Below are 20,780 nucleotides of genomic sequence, written 5' to 3'. Positions count from 1 at the left end.
CAACCATCGCCTTCTTATGCGCTACCTCTCATTGCTTCTTTTGCTCATTCTTTCGGCCACCGCGGTGGCCCAGTCCCGCATGCCCGTCATCCTTTCGCTGCGCCAGCAGGGTGAGTTGCAGGATCGCTGGCTGAAGGAGCGCTTTGAGACCGTGGTGCCGGCCATCATGCGGGAGGAGGGTATAGATATGTGGGTGATGATCACCCGGGAGTACAACGAGGATGCCGTGGTGAAAACGATGCTGCCCAGTACGTGGATGGGTGCCCGGCGCACCACCATGCTGGTTGCCTTCGACCCGGGGGATGGACAGCCTCTGGAAACGCTCGCCATTGCGCGGTATGACGTGGGCGACGTCTTCAAAGAAGCCTGGGATCCGGAACAGCAGCCCGACCAGTGGAAGCGGTTGGTAGAAATCATCCGTGGCCGGAACCCTGAGAAGATCGCCGTAAACCGCAGCGAAGAATTCGGATTGGCGGACGGAATCAGCAGCTTCCATTACGACCGCCTGATGGAGGAGTTGCCGGAAGACCTGGCCAAACGGGTAGTCAGCGGAGAACGCCTGGCGATCCGGTGGCTGGAAACCCGTACACCTTCGGAAATGATCGTCTATCGGCAGGTGATGCAGGTGGCCCACGAAATTATTCGCGAGGCCTTCAGTGAACAGGTCATTCAACCAGGGGTGACGACCACGGAGGACGTGGTGTGGTACCTGCGTGAGCGGGTGCGGGAACTTGGCCTGCAGACCTGGTTTCACCCTACCGTGGACGTGCAGCGGGCCGCGGATCAGCAACTGTACGGCTTTGGTGGCCGCCCTGACTCAGACGTAATCCTGCCCGGAGACCTGATCCACTGCGATTTCGGCATTACCTACTGCGGTCTGAATACCGATACACAGGAAAACGCCTACATCCTGAAGCCAGGAGAAACCGAGGCTCCCGCCTATTTGGTGCAAGCGCACCGCAAAGGGCTGAGACTGATGGATATCCTGACGGATGACTACGCCAACGGCAGGTCCGGCAACGAGTTGCTGCTCAATACGATCCGCACCGCGGAGAAGGAAGGATTACGACCCAGCATTTACAGCCACCCGATCGGCTACCACGGTCACGGGGCCGGACCGACCATTGGACTGTGGGACCAACAAGAAGGGGTACCCATCCGGGGGGATTATCCGGTTTTCCCCCATACGGCCTACAGCATTGAACTGAATAACCGCGTATTTCTGCCAGAATGGAACAAGGACGTACGCATCATGCTGGAAGAAGACGGATTCTGGGACGGAGAGGCGTTCCGGTACATCAACGGCCGACAAGAGGAACTTTATCTCGTACCTCGCCAAGCATCCGAATAGGGTAATAACTGCTTAGCAGAAGTGGTCAGCTAGGATCGGGTGGGTACGCTATTGGATAGCCTGTCCAGGCTGGCTTGGCGATCCGTTGCGAAACGAATAAGGGTGTGAGAGGTGGAATTTCCGGACAGGCGCTGTAGTAAATGGGCCGTCGTAAAACTCGGGGTGGTGCGCTGCATGGTAGTCTCGATTGTGAGGTAAAACTACAAACTGTTTTTGAAAATATAAACTAAAAACAAATAATTTTACAGATGCTTGGATGAATTCCTGTGTCGTGGGGTCATCCGTGCTTGCTACTTTTACCACAAATCATTAGACTATGAACCTGCGCTACCCGGCTCTTTTCTGGCTTTTACTTTGCACCTGCGCCTGGCGGCCCGTAATGGGTCAGACGGACGAGAGCGAGTGGACCATCGACGATGTCATTCATACTGCATCAATGTCGAACGTGGAGTTTTCGCCCGACGGCAAAATGGTCCTGTGGAGCAAAAGCCGGGCGGCCAAGGACAAAAAGAAGGACAAGTTCGTACGCGATCTTTACCTCACCCGCCTCAACGACCGCACCAAGGACGGATTCCGCACCGTTCGCCTGACCACGGGCGACGATAGCGACCACTCGGCCCTGTTCTCCCGCGACGGGGAGGAAATCTATTTCCTCAGCGGTCGCGACGGGGGAAAGAAACTCTGGAAAATGAGTGTCTACGGCGGTGAACCCCAGGAAGTAAAGGAATTCAAGAACGGGATCAGTAACCTGGAATGGCTGAACGACTCCACGCTGGTCTATCTGAGCAATGAGGGCAAAAGCCTGCAGGAGCAGGAGCTTGAGGAAATAAAGGACGACGTAGTAGTCGTGGAAGATACCAGCACCTGGAAGGCGGAACGCCTGTATACCTTCTCGCTGAAGGACAAGGAGTCGCGGCGCCTGACCGAGAACGACAAGCCCGTAGAGGGATATGCGGTAAGTTTTGACGGAAAATATCTGGCTTACGTCCTGGCCGGAAGTCCGCACCAGGGTGCGGATGCCCAACCGAAGAGCGCATACTACCTGATGGACGTTGCCGGCAAAACCCAACGACGCATTCTGGAAGGTTTGCAGACGCCACGGGAGCTGGCCTTCACGCGCGACGGCAATGGGCTCTACTTTACCGCCGAACTGAGCAGCGACCCGATCTGGAACGGTGCGGGTATCGGGGAATTGTACTACCTACCCATCGAAGGGAACTACCGGAAAGTGGAACTGGACTGGGAGAACGGCGTCGGCGGGATTCACGTAGTCGGCAACGACGTCGTGGCCGACCTTTCCAACCGCGCCACCATGCGCGAAGCCTTCTACCCGCGCGGCGGGAAGGGTCAGGAGATCAAGCTGGACAGCCTGAAAGATCACGTAAACTTCCTGGCCTTTTCCGAAGATGGTAAGCAGGTGGTGTTGGAACATTCCACGGCCAGCAAACTGCCGCGCTATTATGTGGCGGAGTTCGCGGGTACCAAAATCGCAAACGTGCGGGAAATCGTGGCGCTGAACGAGAAACTGCGCAAGAAAGACATCGCCCGCAGCGAAGTCATTGAGTGGAAAGGTTATCAGGGAGAGATGGTATCGGGGATCCTGTACTACCCGGAGGATTACCAGCCCGGTCGGCAGTACCCTCTGATGCTGAGCATTCATGGTGGTCCGTCAAGCATGGACCTGGACCGCTGGAGTGAGCGGTGGAGTACCTATCCACAGATCCTGAGCCAACGTGGGGCTTTCGTACTTAAACCGAACTACCATGGTTCGGCCAATCACGGGCTGGCCTACGTGGAGAGCATCAAGGAAAACTACTACGAGCCGGAGATGGAAGACATTACCGCCGGCATCGACAAGCTGATTGAAGAAGGCAAGGTACACCCCGACAGTATCGGCAGTATGGGTTGGAGCAATGGTGCCATCCTCACTACGATGCTGACCGTGCGATACCCCGAGCGATTCAAGGTGGCCTGTCCGGGTGCCGGTGACGTCAACTGGACAAGTGATTTCGGCACTTGCCAATTTGGGGTAAGCTTCGACCAGAGCTACTTCGGCGGCGCACCCTGGGACGATACGAACGGGAAGAACTACAATGAAGCCTACCTGATCAAATCTCCTCTGTTCGATATGGAAAAGGTGCGTACGCCCACCATCATTTTTCACGGCAGCGAAGACCGGGCCGTTCCCCGCGACCAGGGCTGGGAATACTACCGTGCCCTTCAGCAAATTGCCCAGGCACCGGTCCGCTTCCTGTGGTTCCCGGGCCAGCCGCACGGTCTGCAAAAAATCACCCACCAGAAGCGAAAGATGGAAGAGGAACTGGCCTGGATCGATACCTACCTCTTCGGCAAGGAACGGAAGGACAATCCGGCGCTGAAGGACGATAGCCCGCTGGCCCAGATGCTGACCAAGGATACGGTGGCCCGTCACGGCACGCTCTACGGCGTATTCACCGATGGGGTGCTGCTGCCGGAAATGGTTAGTTTGGGTGACGACACCATCTCCATTGCGCGGTTTGAACTCACCAACGCCCAGTACGCGGCCTTTCAGCCGGAGTTTGTCATTCCCGACGGGGCGGCAAACGATCCGGTAGTATTGAGTCGTGAGGACGCACAGAGTTATCTTCAGTGGTTGTCCGGAAAGCTGGGTGACCCTGCCCGCTTCCCGAGCCGGAAAGAAGCGAAGTCTCTACAGGAAAAGGCGCACGACAGCGGAGCCAAGGAGAACACCCTTAATTACTGGGCCGGCTATGACATCACCCGAGACGAGGTAGACGACCTGAGAAAGAAAGTGGACGAGCTTACCACCAGTCTGGTCAAACCGGTTGGGACCTTCGCACCGGTCAAGATCAGCGGTCGGATGATCTACGACATCGGCGGGAACCTGGCGGAGTACGCGGAAGATGGGCAGTATGGCTACAGTGCCTACGACTTCGTTGATCCGGCTTCGGAAGCGGCTCCGGAAAACGATAAGCACGTAGGGCTCCGAGTCGTCAGTGAGCCGGTAAAGTAGGAGGGCAGATTACCGCTTGATGGCCTTACCCACCTGCAGCAACCGGCCGCCGGAAGTGATGCGAACGAGGTACAGTCCCGGTGCCCAGCCTTCACCGAAGGTCAGGTTACCCCGCCGGCCGGTGATGCGTTGCTGAAACATCCGCTGCCCCGTGACGGAGAAGATCTCCACCTCCGCCGTAATGGCCGTTTCCAGGTCGTAAGCCAACTGGAAAACGTCTGAGGTAGGGTTGGGATACACTTCCACCCGCGTGACATTTTGGGGTAGGGAGGGGGTTGGGGAGAGCATCAGGGAATCCAGTACGCGGAAGTTGTCGAAAGCGGCTTCCACCAGATTATCACTGCTGTTCTCGTCCGCAGTGGTCACGATTAATTGCATCTCACCGGTAAAGGGTAGGAGTCCGTCCAGCAGGATAGTGTCGCGTTGCCATTCCGTTACTGCACCACGGTAGACGGCAAGCGTCAGCGTTGAATCACCGTTCGACAAGGCCACCGTCAGACTGTCGTTGGGTGGCAAGTTGCCGGATAGATTGCTAAACCAGTAGTCGTACGTCAGCATTACTCCACTGCCGTAGTCTGTAAGGTCGAAGAGCGGTGAACGGAGTTGCGTTTCACCACGGTCGACGTCGCGGGAGTTGGAGTTGCCACCGGCAGGATCGGTAAAGTATCCCTGGTCACCGAAGTCCCAGGGAGAATCCTCTCCGGGTTGCCCGGGGCCCTCAATATTATAAGTAGCGGTTGGTACTCCGCGCTCCCACTTGCCGCGGGTAGCATTGCCACTCACTGTCCAACCCAGATCCGTGACGAAGGAATCCTCGTACCCCCGATCCAAAAAGAAGGTGTCAAGTGCGGTCTGCATGGGGTGTACTTCTTCAAGAATCTCAAGTTGGTATCCCCAGGCCGTCGCTACCACGGTATAGTCGTAATCAAAAATTTCTGCAAAGCGGACCGCCCCCGCACTATCGGACAGCGCGGTATAGGTGCCATCCGGGTTCAGCAGATCTACCCGTACATCCACTACCGGTGCTCCGGTCTGACCGTCAGCCACAACGAAAGCGAATGCAGTGGTCTGCCGGTTGGTTAAGGTAAAGTCCTGCATCACTTCTTCTCCCCGCGTCAGCGTAACCGTAACCGTGTCCGGGTAAAAACCTTCCGCCGAAGCCACCACCTGATAGCTTCCTTCGCCGGCGATGCCCGTGGCGTAATTTCCGGTGGCATCGGTGTTGGTCAGATTGGCCTGCTCGGTTAGTATTTCCACCCGGGCCCCGTTCAGCGGTACATCTGCGTCGCCGTCGTTAACGGTGCCCCGCAGGCGCGCCGCCCTTACGTAGTTTACGTCCACCACGAACAGACCACTCTGCCGGTCGGAGACCAGGGTAAGACCACTCGGCAGGAAAGGGTAGGCTCCCCAGTCGCCGTTGAATCCTCCATCTGGACCGTCGTAGGTATCGTAATTCGCCACTTCGATCAGGTTGGTCGGGTCGCTGGCGTCCACTACCCGCAGTCCGTCGGTATAGTAGCTGATAGACAAATAGTCGTTGATGAAGTGCACGTTGTGCGGGATGGTCCGGGTGTTGAGACTGGTCAGTGGCCGGTACTCATCCAGTAATTCGATGTCGTTGTAATCGGTAAGGTCGAAGGCCGCCACGCTGGCGTTGGCCACCTCATCCGTGGTATAGACCACCGTTCCGTCCTGGTTGCTCCAGGCATTATGGGTAAAGCGGTAGGGTGTTTGCGTTGATCCCAGCTTGGTGATGTTGGCGAGGTCACTGATATTGTAGATGCCAAGTTCGCCTAGGTAGATTTCCGAAGCGTACATAATATCGTCCTGTACGTACACGTCGTGGGCGTACACGGGCGGCCCTTGCGCGATCAGCCGGGGTTCGGCTGGATTTTCTTTCAAGTCAAAAATCAATACCCCCCCGTCGTTGATGTTGCGGTCGCCGCCGGCAGTGAACAGCAGGCCGGAAAGGGTGTCAATGTAAAGGTTATGGGCGCGGGAGAAGGTGCCGGGGTAGCCGGGTACCTCATAAGTGTACGGTTGGTAACTTATCTTTTCTGGCAACTCACGCAAATCGATGACCGTCAGCCCGTACGAACCCTGATCGGCGGTTGCGTAGGCGAATCCGCGGTAAGACTTGATGTCCCGCCAGATGCTGGTCGGCTGGCTGGTCACGTCGATCACCACCGGGGCGTCCGGCTCGGCCAGGGAAATGACGGCGATACCCGTATCCAAACCCATCAGGGCGTACTCCGTGCCGTCGGGTGCTACGTATCCCCAGATGTCGTTGACGTTCACACCAAAATCCACGTTTGAGCGAAGGGTGGCGTTAAGCTGGGCGTCCAGGCTGGACAGACACGCCAGAAAGGAGAATAGGAGTAAAGTTAGTTTCATGGAGAGGGTGCTGTAGACGCTATAACCGCGCCCAAATAAGGTTTGGTATCGCCGCTCAGTCTGCCCGCCGATACACCACGGTTTCGGTGCTGATGCCCAGTAGCTGTAACTCCAGCAAATCGTCGGTCAGCCGCACGATGCCGTAGCAGTCGGTCTGGGCCGGTCCGCTGATGGTAAAGCAGGGTTCTCCGGTGGACGTGCCACCGCTACAGGCCGCAGGGCACTGGCCGTAGAAGGTCATATCTTCCTCTACTAGGAGCTTATCCTCGTAAAAGGTCTTGTAGTGGGTAGGTGTAAACTGCACGGTCTCCTGGTCATCGGCGGAGTTGACCCAGCGTCCCGTCAGCAGGCGTTGGGCGGCGAGCGCGGGTGCAGATTCAGTTGCCGAAGCGGTGCCCTTGGCACCGGCCGGGCTGGTGGCATCGGGCTCAATCACCATTCCGTAAGGCGTCGGTGCGGCGGCCTGGTCCGCGGACTGTGGCGGGCTGGGCTGGGTATCCCGCGCGACAGGGCTGGAATAGGTGGTATCCACGCCGGAGTTTTCCAGCGGCATATCGGCCGCACAGGCGGTCAGGAAAAGTCCGAGAAACAGGGCGGAAAAGATGCGCATGGGGGATACTTAGGTTTCGCTTTAACGCTGAGCGGCCGATTTTGGTGCGGCTCAGCCGGCTAAGATTCGGTCCACGCGCAGCACCTGTGGCAGGATAAGCGCCTTACCGTCATTTACGATGAGGTGATCGGCCGCTGCGCGCTTGCGCTCGTCTGACCACTGCCGGGCGGCCCGGGCCGCGAAAGCCTCGGCGGATATGCCGTCCCGGACCGTCACGCGGGCCAGTCGGGTGGGGTAGGGGCAGTCCACTACAATCATCGCGGCGTATTCCGCTGCGGCTCCGATTTCCAACAGGATGGCCGCTTCGTGCAGGGTATAGGGGCAGTCTTGGGCCAGGTGCCACTGCGCCGCATCCGCGGCCACCACGGGGTGTACCAGGGCGTTCAGTTCCGCGAGGGCGGCGGGGTCATTGAAGACGCGCTCGGCCAGGTAGGGCCGGTTGACGTTTCCCCCCGGATGGTAGCTTTCCGTACCAAATCGTGCGGCAACACTGGCCCGGAGGTCAGCGTGGCTCACCATCAGCTGTTTGGCGCGTTCGTCGGCGTAGTATACCGGTATCCCCAATCGCTCAAATTCTCGGCAAACGGTGGTCTTTCCCGCTCCGATGTTGCCAGTTATTCCTATCCGCTTGCCCATAGTGCAGGTTTGCGGCAAAGTACGCGATTAGAACGGACGGTCGACCGCTACCTTGTAGGTAGGGTCGTCCAGTACGTTAACTTCGATGATGGCCTCCGCTTTATTCAGCAGACGGCGGCAGTCGGGGCTCAGGTGTTTCAGGTGGACGGTCTTGCCCACCTTGTGGTACCGTTCGGTAAGTTTATTGAGGGCCTCAATGGCCGACATATCTACGATGCGGCTTTCCTCAAAATCAATGACGATCTCCTGCGGGTCCCCGAGCACGTCAAATTTTTCGCTGAATACAGCGACCGATCCGAAAAAGAGGGGGCCGTAAATTTCGTAATGCTTGACCCCGTTTTCGTCGATCCGCTTGCGCGCCCGGATTCGCTTGGCACTTTCCCAGGCAAATCGCAGCGCGGCGATGATGACGCCTACGATTACCGCCAGGGCGAGGTTGTGGAGGAAGATGGTCACCAGCGTAACCAGCACCATGACCAGCAGGTCCGACTTGGGCATTTTTCCGAAGGTGCGCAGACTGGCCCATTCGAAGGTGCCTACCGCTACCATGATCATCAGACCGGTCAGGGCCGCCATAGGCACGAGTTCGATCAGGCTGCTGCCAAACATGATGAAAATGAGCAGCATAACGGCCGCTACAATCCCCGAAAGGCGCGCCCGCGCCCCGGCGCTGATGTTGATCAGGCTCTGGCCGAGCATCGCACATCCGCCCATGCCCGAGAAAAAACCGGAAAGGATATTGGCCGCGCCTTGGGCTACGGCTTCCTTGTTGCCCCGACCCCGGGTCTCCGTGATCTCGTCGATGATGTTGAGGGTCAATAGACTTTCTATCAATCCCACACCGGCCACGATCAGTGCGTAGGGCGTGATGATTTGCAGCGTCTCAAACGAGATCGGCACTTGCGGCACGTGGAAAGGGGGGAATCCACCTGAGATGCTCGCCAGGTCACCCACCGTACGCGTATCGATGCCCAGGGCAGCCACGATACCGAAAACCGTCAGGATGGCCACTAGCGAAGCGGGTACCGTTTTGGTCAGCTTGGGTAGGCCCCAGATGATTAGCATGGTCAGCAGGACCAGGCCGCCGAACAGGTACAGGGGTGGCCCCGACAGCCACTCACCGGTGGCGCTGTTGCGGAACTGGTCGAGCTGCGACATGAAGATGATGATCGCCAGACCGTTGACAAAACCGAAGATGGCGGGGTGCGGCACCAGACGCATCAGTTTGCCTAACCGTAACACGCCGGCAGCAATCTGAAAAATGCCGGCCAGGACCACCGTGGCGAAAATGTACTCGATGCCGTGCGACTGCGCCAGCGAAACGATTACCACCGCCACGGCCCCAGTCGCCCCGCTGATCATTCCCGGGCGACCACCGAAAATGGCGGTTACGATACCCATTACGAAGGCGGCGTACAGACCCGTAAGCGGGGGCAGCCCAGCCAGGAAGGCAAAGGCTACCGCCTCCGGTACCAGGGCCAGGGCCACGGTCAGACCGGAAAGGATCTCGATCCGGTAATTCACCTTTTGGTTGAAATCAAAGAGATTGATATACTTTTCCATGTGTCTGGCAATGGCTTAACCCACGACCCCAGGTCGTGTAGTAGTGGAAATACGGTGTGCGATCGACGACCCCCCCGGAAATAAGCCGCAAAGGTACGCCAAATTCACCCGCCCCCGTATGTAGGATCATAGGAAGTCGTCCACCAGCTGTTCGTTCCACCCGTCACGTTGTTATCTTCGCGCCGCAAAAGCTTTCACCATGTCCGAATCCGGAAATATTACCATTACCGTCATCGACCGCCACGGCGAAGCACACGAACTGGAGGCGCCCACGGACATGAACATGAACGTAATGGAAGTCTGCAAAGCCTACGAACTACCCGTTAAGGGGACTTGCGGCGGCATGGCCCTGTGCAGTACCTGTCATTGCTACATTCTCTCCGATACCGATCTGCCCGAAATGAAGGACGACGAGGAGGATATGCTGGATCAGGCCTTCTTCGTGGAGGAAAATTCGCGGCTCGGATGCCAACTGCGCATCACCGACGAGATCAACGGGCTGCGCATCCAGTTGGCCCCGGAAACGGAGGAATAATTCAAAAACTTTGGCCGAACTTTTGGAATGTCAAAAGTGTATGTATATTTGCAGCCCGTTACGATGGTAACGTGGTAAAAATTAACATCGCGGGGTGGAGCAGTTGGTAGCTCGTCGGGCTCATAACCCGAAGGTCGCAAGTTCGAGTCTTGCCCCCGCTACAAGGTGAAAGCCGTTACAGACCTGGTCTGTGACGGCTTTTTTTATGTCCGGCTTGGTCGAAATCCCGATGGGTGCCCGACCCCGGTGGTGTTGCACAGTTTCAGGTGCCCCGGCAAATCCGGGACACCTCCACTGCTTAAGTTATTCACTAGCTACCGCCGCCTCCGCCCGATTTCTTTCGTTTGAAGGGGTTGAATTTCTCCAGTTCCTTTTTCACGTCTTCTACGGCATCGCGCCCAACGTTTGGCAGTTTCAAACTGTCCGCTGCCGTTCCCGCGGAATCCCGCTTGACCCCCAATGCGTCCTTTAAGCGGTTCGCCGCCTGTTCTTCGAGTTGGCGGGCCTGATTATTGGCCTGGGCGGCCAGGCTATCTCGGAAGGTATTCGCGCGGTTTTCGGCGATGCCACGCAGGGAGTCTGTACGGGAAGTCACCTCTTCCGTCAACCGATCGCGAACCGCATCAGTAACCGTTCCGGCCACTGAGGTGTTGCCGCCACTGCCGGATTTCCCGAGCAGGTCGACGCCCGCGCGGGGATCGGACATAGACCCCGTGAGCGTGATATTTAAATTTAATGTATCACCCGGCGTCAGGTTAAGGCCCAGCTTACCCGCCTGACCGGCGAGTTTGTCCAGGGCACCGAGGGCGGCACCGGCTACCAGATTGCCTTCGATCATGGCTCGGGGGACCGCAGCCCGGATGCGGTAGTCCATGTCGGTGTTCAAACCGTGGGTACCCCCCATAGTCATGGTTATCCCCGCCAGTTTAAAATCAAAAGGGTCTACCGTTACCGTACCATCGTTGACCGCGAAGGCCGCGATGATGTCGCGCAGCATCGCATTTCCCCGCAGCTCCTTCACGTTTAGTGCGCTGCCGATGACCTGCAGGGGCTTGAACGAGGCAATGCGGGCTTCGGCGGTGCGCAGCAGGCCCTTAGCGTCGATGCTGTTCAACTGGGGGAGCAGGTCAGGACCCAGACGTCCTTCCATGACCATCTCGGAACTGAAGTTGCCGGAGATGAATTTACCTACCGGCGCGAGAATAGAGAAGGTATTCAAGGCGCTGAAAGCCTGGCTGAAATCCAGGTTGTCCATATCGTAAGAGAACCGAAAGACCGGCTCGTCCCCCTCCGCGGTATCGTAGGCGCCATTGAAACCCATGGCCCCGCCGAGGAGATTCGCCCGTCCGTCCTGGAAGAGGATGGCTCCGTCGCGTACCACCAGCTGGCCGGCCACATTATTCATCGTGATGTCGGTGTACTGCACCCGGTCGGCCTGTACGTCCACCGCGAGATTGATATTACGCGGCACCGGAATCACCGCAGAAGACTCGGCAGCGGTGGCATTAGAAGGCGAAGAGGCGCTGGACGGGCTTTCCTCGGCCATGAAATCATTTACGTTAAAGAAGCCCGAACGGAGGTTCAACTGCCCGGTGAGAATGCCGTCGCCGAAGGTGTAGTCGAACAGGTTGCTAACCGTGCCCATTCCGGTAAAGCTGCTTTCGTCAAGGGTGGCGGCCGCCGAGTTGATGACCAGCCGGTTCGGTTTTACGTTGCCGACCACCCGTAAGCCGGTTGGGCGGTACTCTCCGTACGTGAGTTCCTCTACCTCCGCGTCAATGTCGAAATCGAAGCGGTCGAAAACCTCGGTATCCGCAGCCGCCTGCCCGGCGTTCAGTTCGGCCGGAGTAGATAGGGTAGTATCGGCCTCGGCCGGAGCCCACTCGTCCGCGTCAAAAAAGTTGGAACGCAGGGTAAGGGATCCGCGCATGGTTTGCTCGGGGCTGAAGTAGGCCAGGATGTTATCAATCCGGCCGGTGGCGGACAGGTCGCTGCGGCCAAGGTTGGCCGTAAATTGCTGCAGTTCTACGAATTGCGGACTGAAATCCGCCCGGGCCTGGGCGATCCGCACCGGCGGGGTGCCTTCCGCAGCGTAAACGAGATTGCTCACCAGCACGTTGCCGCTCAGATTGACGTCGGCGTAACGCCCCGCTTCCAAAGCACTTTGCCGTACGCCATCGGCGGTGATGTCGGCGACGATCCGTCCGGCAAGCTCACTTACGCCCTCCAGGGGGATGGCGGAGGCCCACTTGCCCAGATCAAGGGTGCCGTCCAGCCGGGCATCAACGGCGGGGTCTGAAAGTGGTGTAGCCAGGCGGAAACTGCCCCGAAAGGGATCGCCACCCAGCGTGAAATTGAAGCGCGGCAGGTTAACCACCAGCCGGTCGAGGTCGGATGCCGGGCTCTCCACGGATAGGGCAGCATCGATACCGGTGATGCCTACCGGGCGGCCCGGGTACTGTACGCTGCCGTCGTTCACCTCGCTATTGACTGTGAAGGCCGGGTAGGTTTCCGTTTCCCCGTTATAGATTCCGGAAACGGTGCCGTTCAGAGTAAAGGTACCGCCCGTCTGTACCCGTTCGAAACCCTCGGTGTACGCACTCGGAATGAGGCTCCACAGCTGCCGGAAATCATTAGCCGGGGCTTCGTACGCCAGATCAAATTGGATATCGTCGTTTTCTTCCAGGTCGATGCTTCCGTCAACGACCAGTGCCAGTTCGTTCAGGGTCACGTCGGCGTCCGTAAAGGTGTAGCGCAGTTCATCGGCGTTGACGTTGACGGTGCCCTCGGCCGTCATATTTACTTCGTCGAGGTAGGTGAGCCCCCCTTGTACCAATGTGAAGGCATCGGCCCGGGCGTTCGTGACCACGTCGAATACGGAGGCGGTGAAGTCACCCTGCCCCGTAGCGTCCAGCCCGGCCAGTTTTACGTAGGTCTCCGTGGTGCGGTCGTCGTAAATCAGTTTTCCACCGTTGATCTCGAAGTAGTCAAGGGTAATCTGGGCCGAATTTTCCTGGGAATCTGTTGAAACGTCCGATTCATCCGTCTCGGGAACAATTAGGTAATTGGCCAGCTCGGGACTCAGCACGAGGAGATTGACATCCGGGCGGTCCAGGACTACGGCATCGATATTATAATTACCATTGCCGGCCAGCACCGACCAGAAGCCCAGGTCAATGCGTGCCTGCTCGCCACGAATCAGGGGTAGCCCGGCGAAGGTGTCTATCCCGACTACGGAGTACCGGTCTACCGTTAGGGCGATGTCCGGAAAACTCCGCAAAAAACTTACCTCAGCATCCGCAAAATCCACTTCTGCCTCGAGTGATTCATTGAGGGCCGACTTGACGTTGGCTACGATCTTGTCCTTAAAAATAATGGGTGCCAGCAGGAGTGCACCGACCACGAGGACAAGAACAAGACTGAGACCGATAAGCAGGCGTTTGGCGAGTGTCATACAAGGCGAGTTTATACCAAAACGCCCCACGGCAATACGGGTTGGCGCGCTGTTGGCGTAATGCGTTACCTTACGGCACCTTTTTTGTTCAGAAAATACGCCATAACACCCATGACCGTTGCCGGCATTGACTACACCCTTATCGACACCCCCGAAGGCCTCGAGAATTTTTACCACCAGTGCGAAGGCATCCAATGGATGGGCTTTGACACCGAGTTTATCGGGGAAAAGCGTTACCAGACCCTTCTCTGTCTGATCCAGATCAGTACCCGCGACGGCTACTTTCTGCTGGATCCCATCACGGTGACCGACCTGACCCCCTTCCTGAAACTGCTCCAGGATCCGGACATCGTCAAGATCACCCACGCGGGCGACAACGACTACCGACTGCTGTACCGCGCCTACGGTATGATTCCCGCCAACGTCTTCGATACCCAGGTAGCCGCGGCCTTCTGTGGTCATCGCTACCCAACGAGCTTCGCCAAGCTGGTAGAGGCCGAGGTAGGCGAAAAGGTAGGAAAGGGCTACGCCGTCACCGACTGGTCCAAACGCCCGATGAGCGAAAAGCAAATCAAGTACGCCCTCACCGACGTACTCTACCTCCGCGAGTTGTACGATACCATCACGGGAAAACTGAAGGCCAACGGCCGCCTCGAGTGGGCATTGGAGGAATGCGCCCTCATGACCGAAGAGGACTACTACTACCGCGATCCCAACCACGAACTGCTCAACAGCAACATTGCCCGCTCAAGTCGCACCCAAGAACGCGTATTCCTGCTGCGCCTCTTCGAATGGCGGCGCGCCCAAGCGGAGAAGCGCAACTACAGCAAGGAGATGATCCTGTCGAGCAAGATCATCGGTCAGCTCGTCCGCGGTGTACGCGGCGGCAAGCAAAGCATGCAGGAGAACCGCCGGCTGCCGGGCAAAACGGTGAGCCGCTACGGCGACCTCTTCGTCGAGATGTACCAGGAGCCCCCCACTCCGGAAGAACTGAAGATCGTGAAGAGCATTCAGCGGTCCAGCCAGGACGATGAGGAGGACGATATGATCGTCGAACTGCTCTACCTGCTCATGAAGTACCGGGCCAATGAAGCCGACATCAGTCACGCCCTCGTCATGCCCCGCAACGCCATCCGACGTATGAAGCAGGATGAGACCGTCCGGAAATCCATCCTCGGATCCGGTTGGCGCCGCGAACTCCTCGGGGAAGACTTTGTAGAATGGCTCAAGAATTTCGACAACCTTCAACTGCGCATCGAGGGCGGCAAGATCAGCCTTACCCACTAGCGTTCCCGCTCCAGCCCCTCGTAAATTTCGAGCAGGCGCGGCTCCTCCCGCTCCCAGCACAACTCCTCCGCGGCCAGTTCACAGTTATGGCGCAAGCGATCATAAGCCGGTTTGTTATCCCGTAATCCCTGGATCACGGCGGCGAGCGCGGGTGCCGTAAGTTCCGGGAGCAGCGAGAAACAGTGGTATCGTTCCTGAAGGTTCCTGTACTCCGGAAAGTCCATTTGCACGCTGGGTAGCCCGGCCTGTACGTAGTCGAGAGACTTATTGGCCAGGCTGAAATAATAACTGGGGCTGGATGCCTCCAACAAATTGATGCCCAGCCAGGCATTGCGCGTGATCTCGGGTAATTCATGAGGTGGACGAAATCCCGCGAACCAGACCCGGTCCGCAACCCCTGTTCGCTGCGCCAATGCCTCGAGCGCTTGCCGCTCCGGCCCTGAACCCACGATCCAGAGTTTACAACCCGGAAGGTCGGAAAGGGCTGCCATGGCTACCTCCAAACCACGTCCGGGGTTCAACATCCCTTGATAAAGAATTACTCCTCCAGTATTTTCGTGTTTTGGGAATTCCACCCGGCTGGGCAGATTACGAACTACCGCGAATGGCATTCGGTATTCGACCTCCAGTTGCCGGGCCAGTTCAGGGCCTACGGTGTACCGGGCATCGGTGTGCGGAACCAAGGCCTTCCCGAGGCCCCGCCACAAGCCCCGCACCAGCGGACGCGCAAATACTTCCGGCGTTTCGCTGAACCACTCGTGGGCGTCGTAGACCAACTTGCCCCGCGCTCGGGTCAACCAGCTTCCGGCAGGTAAGGTATCCAGGTCCGCGGCGCAGATCACGTCAAACTCCCAACCGCGCAGTAGCCGCCAAAGGCGCAGGTTATACTCGGCGTAGAACCGCTTGCCGCGTAAATACCGGCATTTCAGGCGATGTTGGTGGTAGGGACGGTCGGGTAGGGCGGGACTATCGGGCAGCTCCCGGCCAACCAATGTGACGGAATGGCCCGCGCCCTGCAAACTGCCGCAGATGCGGTGCATGCGTTGGTCGTGCGACAGGTCGTTGGTGACGGTACAGATGATTCTCACGGCAGGCGTAGGGTATCGGCCTGCTTGATGAGCAGGCCCTCATTGACCAGATCCTGGAGGATAGCCGCCACTTCCGGTCCCGTCAGGGTGGGATAGGCCCGCAGCAACTCGGATACCGTCAGGGTGGAAGACCTGGTAAGCATTGCCCGGACTTCAGCGTAAACCTGCCGGCGATCCGGTAGAGGGACCTTGCGGCGGCGGCATACGTCGCACACGCCACACTCCGGTGCCTCTGACTCACCAAAATAGTGTAGCAATCGTTGCGAGCGGCACAGGTCGTCCGACTCACAGTAAGCAACCATCGTATCGATGCGGTTGCGGGCCCGCTCTTTCAGAAAATTGTACTGGCGTTCATCGATGCGAAGGTTGTCCGGATCGATCCGTTCTTCGACGAAGACCAGCTGCGGACCCGAGCGCTCCGGGATATAGTCTACCACGCCTTCCCCCTTCATTTTGAGCAGGATACGGTGCAGTTCTTCAAGGGTTACGTTCAGAAAATTGGCCAGTGACCCTTCGCGCAGTTGTACCGGATTGAGGAATGCACCCTGGCTGGTGCGTAGGATGGCCTTGACCAGCTTGTGGGTTTGGGGGTGCTTGATCTGGTAGTCGTACAGTCGCTCCTTGCTCACCATGAACTGGAGCTGGGCGGGTTGGTGGAGGTCGTCGGTGAGCAGGATGTAACCCGCCTGCTCTAGTGCCTTGATGCCGCTGTAGGCCTGACGGACATCAAACCCGAATCGTTGGGCAAAGCTGGCCAAATCAAATTGGTAAGCCTCACCCTGTCCGCCGCCCACCGCCAGCTGGAGGTAACTGCCCAGGGCCCGGTACATCCGCTTTATCTCAGGGATCGGCGGATAGCTCGCTTCCCAGTTCCGAATCAGGCGCTCCCCGTCGGATGAGTGATAAAGCATCACCCCGAAGGCTGGCTGACCGTCGCGCCCCCCGCGGCCGGCCTCCTGGAAGTAGGCTTCCGGGCTGTCGGGCGGACCGTAGTGAATGACCGTTCTGACGTCCGGCTTGTCGATCCCCATACCGAAGGCATTGGTGGCCACGATTACCCGCAGTTGGCCGTCGATCCACTGCTGCTGGCGCTGGTCCTTTTCTTCCGATTCCAGTCCGGCGTGGTAGGCTGCGGCCGGGATACCGCGGCGGCTCAGTTTATGGGCGATCTCCTTAGTGAGTCCTCGGCTCCGTACGTACACTATACTTGTGCCGGCCACGCCCCGCAACACCTCAACCAACTGTTGCTCCTTGCCGGGGGGGCGACGGACGACGTAGGCGAGATTCTCGCGAGCGAAACTTTGTTGGAAGACGTCGCTCTTTGGTCCGAATTCGAGTTTTTCCCGGATGTCGTCGACCACGGCGGGGGTCGCCGTAGCGGTCACGGCAATAAAGGGCACGTCCGGGTGCAGCTCCCGCAGTTCTGCGATGCGCAGGTAGGGTGGGCGAAAGTCATATCCCCACTGGCTGATACAGTGGGCCTCGTCCACGGCGACCAGGCCAACGGGCATGCGACGGATGCGTTCCCGGGCCAGGTCAGTAAGCAGGCGCTCCGGACTGAGGTAAAGGAATTTGGTGTTGCCGTACACCGCGTTGTCGAGGATACGGTCGATGTCGGAGTTCCGCATGCCGCTGTACACGGCGTCCGCGACAATGCCCCGGTCCCGGAGCTGCCGCACCTGGTCCTTCATCAGGGCAATGAGGGGGGAGACCACCAGCGTCACGCCCTCCAGTACCAGGCCCGGCACCTGAAAGCAGATACTCTTCCCGCCGCCGGTGGGTAGGAGTGCCAGGGTATCCTGACCTTTCAGTACGCTGTCGATGATTTCCGCCTGCAGGGGCCGGAAAGCGGGGTAACCCCAGTACCGTTTGAGAATTTCTTTGGGTGTGGACATCTTCGGTGGCAAACCCCACTGCGCGGACACCGGGGGTGGTAAAAATAGCAAATGCCGGGCCGGCGCGACATTTCCCTAACCGCTACCTTGGGCGCATGAAGAATTCGCTCCTGGTAATCCTTGCCGCCCTGATTTTCTCTTGCGGGCCCCGGTCGGCCCTCCCGATGGAGTCACCGGGTGAGCAAGTGACCGCAACTATGTACCTGACTACGGCCGATAGCACCCAACGGCTGGCGCGGCAGGAACTACCTGAATCAGCAGGCGATCCGATTGATTCCGTACTGATCACCATCAAACCCACCGAAAGGTACCAGACCATGCAAGGTTTCGGGTTTACGCTGACGGGGGGAAGCGCCGAGTTGATCCACGTACTGCCCGACGACCAGCGGGGTGATCTGCTGAACGAACTGTTCGGCCAAGAGGGCGAATCCATCGGAATCAGTTACCTGCGGCTGAGCCTCGGGGCTTCGGACCTTGACGCGGAAGTGTTTTCCTACAATGACCTTCCCGCGGGTCAGCAAGACCCCAAGCTGGAGCGGTTTTCTCTGGACCCCGATCGGGACCACCTAATCCCGGTTCTGAAGGAAATACTGGGGATCAACCCCGAAATCAAACTGATGGCCTCCCCCTGGTCGCCCCCCGTGTGGATGAAGGACAACGGGAGTTCGAAGGGGGGTAGTCTGCTCCCGGAATATTACCCGGTGTACGCGCAGTATTTCGTGCGGTACATCGAGGGTATGGCTGCCGAAGGCATTCCGATCGACGCCGTTACCGTCCAGAACGAACCCCTGCATCCCGGCAACAACCCGAGTTTGCTGATGCTGGCCGAAGACCAGGCCACCTTCGTGGGGGAACACCTTGGCCCGGCCTTCGCCGCGGCCGGTTTGGATACCCGCATTGTTGTTTACGACCACAATGCCGACCGCCCGGATTATCCGATAACCGTACTGAACGACGAGCGGGCCCGACCCTACGTGGACGGGGCAGCCTTCCACCTCTATGGGGGTGTGATCGAGGACATCGCGCAGGTTCACGACGCCTTTCCGGACAAGCACCTTTACTTCACCGAGCAGTGGATCGGCGCACCGGGTAACTTTGCCGAAGACCTGAAATGGCACGTCAGGGAACTAATCGTAAAGGCACCGCGGCACTGGAGTGAGACGGTCCTGGAGTGGAACCTGGCCGCCGACGAGAACCAGGACCCGCATACCGAAGGGGGCTGCACCCGTTGCCTGGGGGCGCTTACGATCGACGGCGACCGTATCCAGCGGAATACGGCCTATTATATCATCGCGCACGCCAGCCGGTTCGTACCGCCAGGATCGGTTAGGATCGGCTCCAACGTGCCGGCAGGATTGCCCAATGTGGCCTATGAGCGACCCGACGGGGCTGTAGTGGTCATCGTACTGAACGATACGGCCGCGGATCGCGATATGCACTTCCGGTTGGGAACCAGGACGCACGGAAGCCGCCTGCCGGCTGGGTCGGCGGCCACCGTGGTTTTGCCGGGCAATGCCGGTTAAGCCCGCGATTTAGTCACCACTCGGCACCCGCGCGCCGCCGCCCCTACCATTTTCGGCGCTCCAGGCTCAGGACGGTGAGGAGGATGAAAAATGCCGTAAGGCTGAGGAAATAAACAACGTCGCGACTGTCGATGAGCCCGCGACCCAGGCTGCGAAAGTGCTCCTGCATGCCCAGACTGGCGATGAAGACGTCGCCGTTACCGTAAAATATGGGCAGAGAAGCCAGGTAATCGAAGCCAAAATAGCACCAGAAAGTGATAGCCAGGGCCAGCAAAAAAGCGACGATCTGGTTGCGGGTAAGGGAGCTGGCGAGGAGTCCAATAGCCACGAAGGCCATACTCAGAAAGAGTAGTCCGAGATAGCTGCCCAGCGTTCCCCCGGCGTCGATGTTTCCAACGGGGGCCCCCAGCTGATAGATCGTGTAATAGTACAGGGCCGTCGGCAGCAGTGCGATCACTACCAGAGTGAGACAGGCGAGAAACTTGCCCATCACGATCTCGATGTCGCGCAGGGGACGGGTCACCAGCAGTTCAATGGCGCCGGTCTGCCGCTCCTCGGCGAAGGCCCGCATACAGACAGCCGGGATGAGGAAGAGGAGGATATTGGGCGCAAGAGTAAAGAAGGGCCCGAGTGTGGCGTAGCCGTAATTGAGCAAGCTCGTATCGGGGAAAACAAAAAGGAACAGCCCCATCACAATCAGAAACACGGCGATTACCACGTAGCCGATCAGGCTGGAAAAAAAGGCATTGATCTCCTTGCGGAAAATGGCGGTCATCTTATCGGTTGGCTTGGCGAGGGGGGAGTAACAACGGCCGTCGGTCATTGTAAATTTCCAGGGCGCGCAGCAACTTGGCGGTGGCGTCGGGCGATACCCGATCGAGGGCCCCCGCCAAGTCAGACTCGCCGACAACGAGGCGCGCCACGGTAGACTGGTCCAGGGCCTGGCGTTCCCCCGTGGTCATGTCGATGATACGCGTGACCGATTTCCGCTGGTCGCGCTCCACCCACGCCTCGCGGAAGGCCCTACCGGTAGCGGGGTTGTAGGCCTTCATCAAGCGACGCATCTGTACGGTGGTATCGTAGGTCATGGTACTGTACCGTCCCACTACCTGCAAGCCACTGAACTCATGAAACCCTCGCCGCGGGTCCGCCTGCACGAAAAAGTACAGTGTACCATCGAGGGCTACCGCGTAGGGGGTGTCGGTCCGGTCTCCGGATTTATACCCGAAGTCTTCGATTTGCAGGCGGTTGTCTTGTGCCAGCTGCACCATTTCCCCCCGAATATCGGACCAATCCACCTCCGGCCGGTTGGCCAGCAGGGCCGCGTGTGTGAGGTACACACCGTCGGTAAAGCGGTACGCGGCGTCGAGGGGCACCTGGGATTGGGCGACCAGGAAACAGGGAAACACAAGGAGTATCCATCTCATCACC

14 protein-coding genes and 1 tRNA gene are annotated in these 20,780 nt (G+C 58.5%); 6 read left to right on the top strand and 9 right to left on the bottom strand.

All coding sequences use genetic code 11. The annotated features are described in order from the left end of the window. The first annotated feature begins 16 nt into the window (after positions 1 to 16). A complete protein-coding gene (locus tag E4021_RS02805; RefSeq protein ID WP_136456383.1) occupies positions 17 to 1,351 on the top strand; it encodes a M24 family metallopeptidase in 1,335 nt (444 codons plus the stop codon). A 316-nt stretch (positions 1,352 to 1,667) separates the two neighbouring features. Next, positions 1,668 to 4,364 carry a S9 family peptidase gene (locus E4021_RS02800; protein ID WP_136456382.1) on the top strand — a complete coding sequence of 899 codons (2,697 nt, stop codon included), beginning with the start codon at positions 1,668 to 1,670 and terminating at the stop codon, positions 4,362 to 4,364. A 9-nt stretch (positions 4,365 to 4,373) separates the two neighbouring features. On the opposite strand, the gene E4021_RS02795 is transcribed toward E4021_RS02800, so the two are convergent. Genes E4021_RS02795 through E4021_RS02780 form a run of 4 tightly spaced genes read right to left on the bottom strand, consistent with a single transcriptional unit; the run spans position 4,374 to position 9,567 of the window. After that, positions 4,374 to 6,758 carry a choice-of-anchor B family protein gene (locus E4021_RS02795; RefSeq protein ID WP_136456381.1) on the bottom strand — a complete coding sequence of 795 codons (2,385 nt, stop codon included), beginning with the start codon at positions 6,756 to 6,758 and terminating at the stop codon, positions 4,374 to 4,376. Positions 6,759 to 6,813: 55 nt separating this feature from the next. Beyond that, positions 6,814 to 7,368: a hypothetical protein gene (locus tag E4021_RS02790; RefSeq protein ID WP_136456380.1), complete on the bottom strand. Its 555-nt coding sequence runs from the start codon at positions 7,366 to 7,368 to the stop codon at positions 6,814 to 6,816. Between the two features lie 51 nt (positions 7,369 to 7,419). Continuing rightward, complete coding sequence (gene coaE / locus E4021_RS02785) at positions 7,420 to 8,004, bottom strand: dephospho-CoA kinase (protein ID WP_136456379.1); 585 nt, start codon at positions 8,002 to 8,004, stop codon at positions 7,420 to 7,422. A 27-nt stretch (positions 8,005 to 8,031) separates the two neighbouring features. Beyond that, positions 8,032 to 9,567 carry a SulP family inorganic anion transporter gene (locus E4021_RS02780; protein ID WP_136456378.1) on the bottom strand — a complete coding sequence of 512 codons (1,536 nt, stop codon included), beginning with the start codon at positions 9,565 to 9,567 and terminating at the stop codon, positions 8,032 to 8,034. Between the two features lie 199 nt (positions 9,568 to 9,766). On the opposite strand from E4021_RS02780, the gene E4021_RS02775 reads away from it, so the two are divergent. Both E4021_RS02775 and E4021_RS02770 read left to right on the top strand, forming a co-directional pair. Beyond that, on the top strand, positions 9,767 to 10,102 hold the full coding sequence (locus E4021_RS02775) for a 2Fe-2S iron-sulfur cluster-binding protein (protein ID WP_136456377.1): 336 nt from the start codon (positions 9,767 to 9,769) through the stop codon (positions 10,100 to 10,102). Between the two features lie 88 nt (positions 10,103 to 10,190). Continuing rightward, positions 10,191 to 10,263, top strand: a tRNA-Met gene (locus E4021_RS02770). A 149-nt stretch (positions 10,264 to 10,412) separates the two neighbouring features. Here E4021_RS02770 and E4021_RS02765 read toward each other — a convergent pair. After that, entirely contained in the window at positions 10,413 to 13,556 is a 3,144-nt protein-coding gene (locus E4021_RS02765; protein ID WP_136456376.1) for an AsmA-like C-terminal region-containing protein, read from the bottom strand. 111 nt (positions 13,557 to 13,667) lie between these two features. Between E4021_RS02765 and E4021_RS02760 the strand changes: the two genes are divergently transcribed. Then, on the top strand, positions 13,668 to 14,843 hold the full coding sequence (locus E4021_RS02760; protein ID WP_136456375.1) for a ribonuclease D: 1,176 nt from the start codon (positions 13,668 to 13,670) through the stop codon (positions 14,841 to 14,843). On the opposite strand, the gene E4021_RS02755 is transcribed toward E4021_RS02760, so the two are convergent. Both E4021_RS02755 and E4021_RS02750 read right to left on the bottom strand, forming a co-directional pair. Then, positions 14,840 to 15,931, bottom strand: a complete 1,092-nt coding sequence (locus tag E4021_RS02755) for a glycosyltransferase family 4 protein (protein ID WP_136456374.1) — start codon at positions 15,929 to 15,931, stop codon at positions 14,840 to 14,842. The genes E4021_RS02760 and E4021_RS02755 overlap by 4 nt on opposite strands. After that, positions 15,928 to 17,826: a RecQ family ATP-dependent DNA helicase gene (locus E4021_RS02750; RefSeq protein WP_136456373.1), complete on the bottom strand. Its 1,899-nt coding sequence runs from the start codon at positions 17,824 to 17,826 to the stop codon at positions 15,928 to 15,930. The genes E4021_RS02755 and E4021_RS02750 overlap by 4 nt, the downstream gene beginning before the upstream one ends. A 95-nt stretch (positions 17,827 to 17,921) precedes the next feature. On the opposite strand from E4021_RS02750, the gene E4021_RS02745 reads away from it, so the two are divergent. Continuing rightward, entirely contained in the window at positions 17,922 to 19,349 is a 1,428-nt protein-coding gene (locus E4021_RS02745) for a glycoside hydrolase family 30 protein (protein ID WP_136456372.1), read from the top strand. A gap of 43 nt (positions 19,350 to 19,392) precedes the next feature. On the opposite strand, the gene gldF is transcribed toward E4021_RS02745, so the two are convergent. Then, positions 19,393 to 20,124, bottom strand: a complete 732-nt coding sequence (gene gldF / locus E4021_RS02740) for a gliding motility-associated ABC transporter permease subunit GldF (RefSeq protein WP_136456371.1) — start codon at positions 20,122 to 20,124, stop codon at positions 19,393 to 19,395. A 1-nt stretch (position 20,125) separates the two neighbouring features. Then, entirely contained in the window at positions 20,126 to 20,776 is a 651-nt protein-coding gene (locus E4021_RS02735) for a hypothetical protein (RefSeq protein ID WP_136456370.1), read from the bottom strand. Positions 20,777 to 20,780 lie beyond the last annotated feature (4 nt).

It is taken from the genome of Neolewinella litorea (genome assembly GCF_004803465.1).
GTDB lineage: Bacteria > Bacteroidota > Bacteroidia > Chitinophagales > Saprospiraceae > Neolewinella > Neolewinella litorea.
Note: the sequence above shows the minus strand (reverse complement) of the source record. Positions and strands in the feature narration are given on the sequence as shown.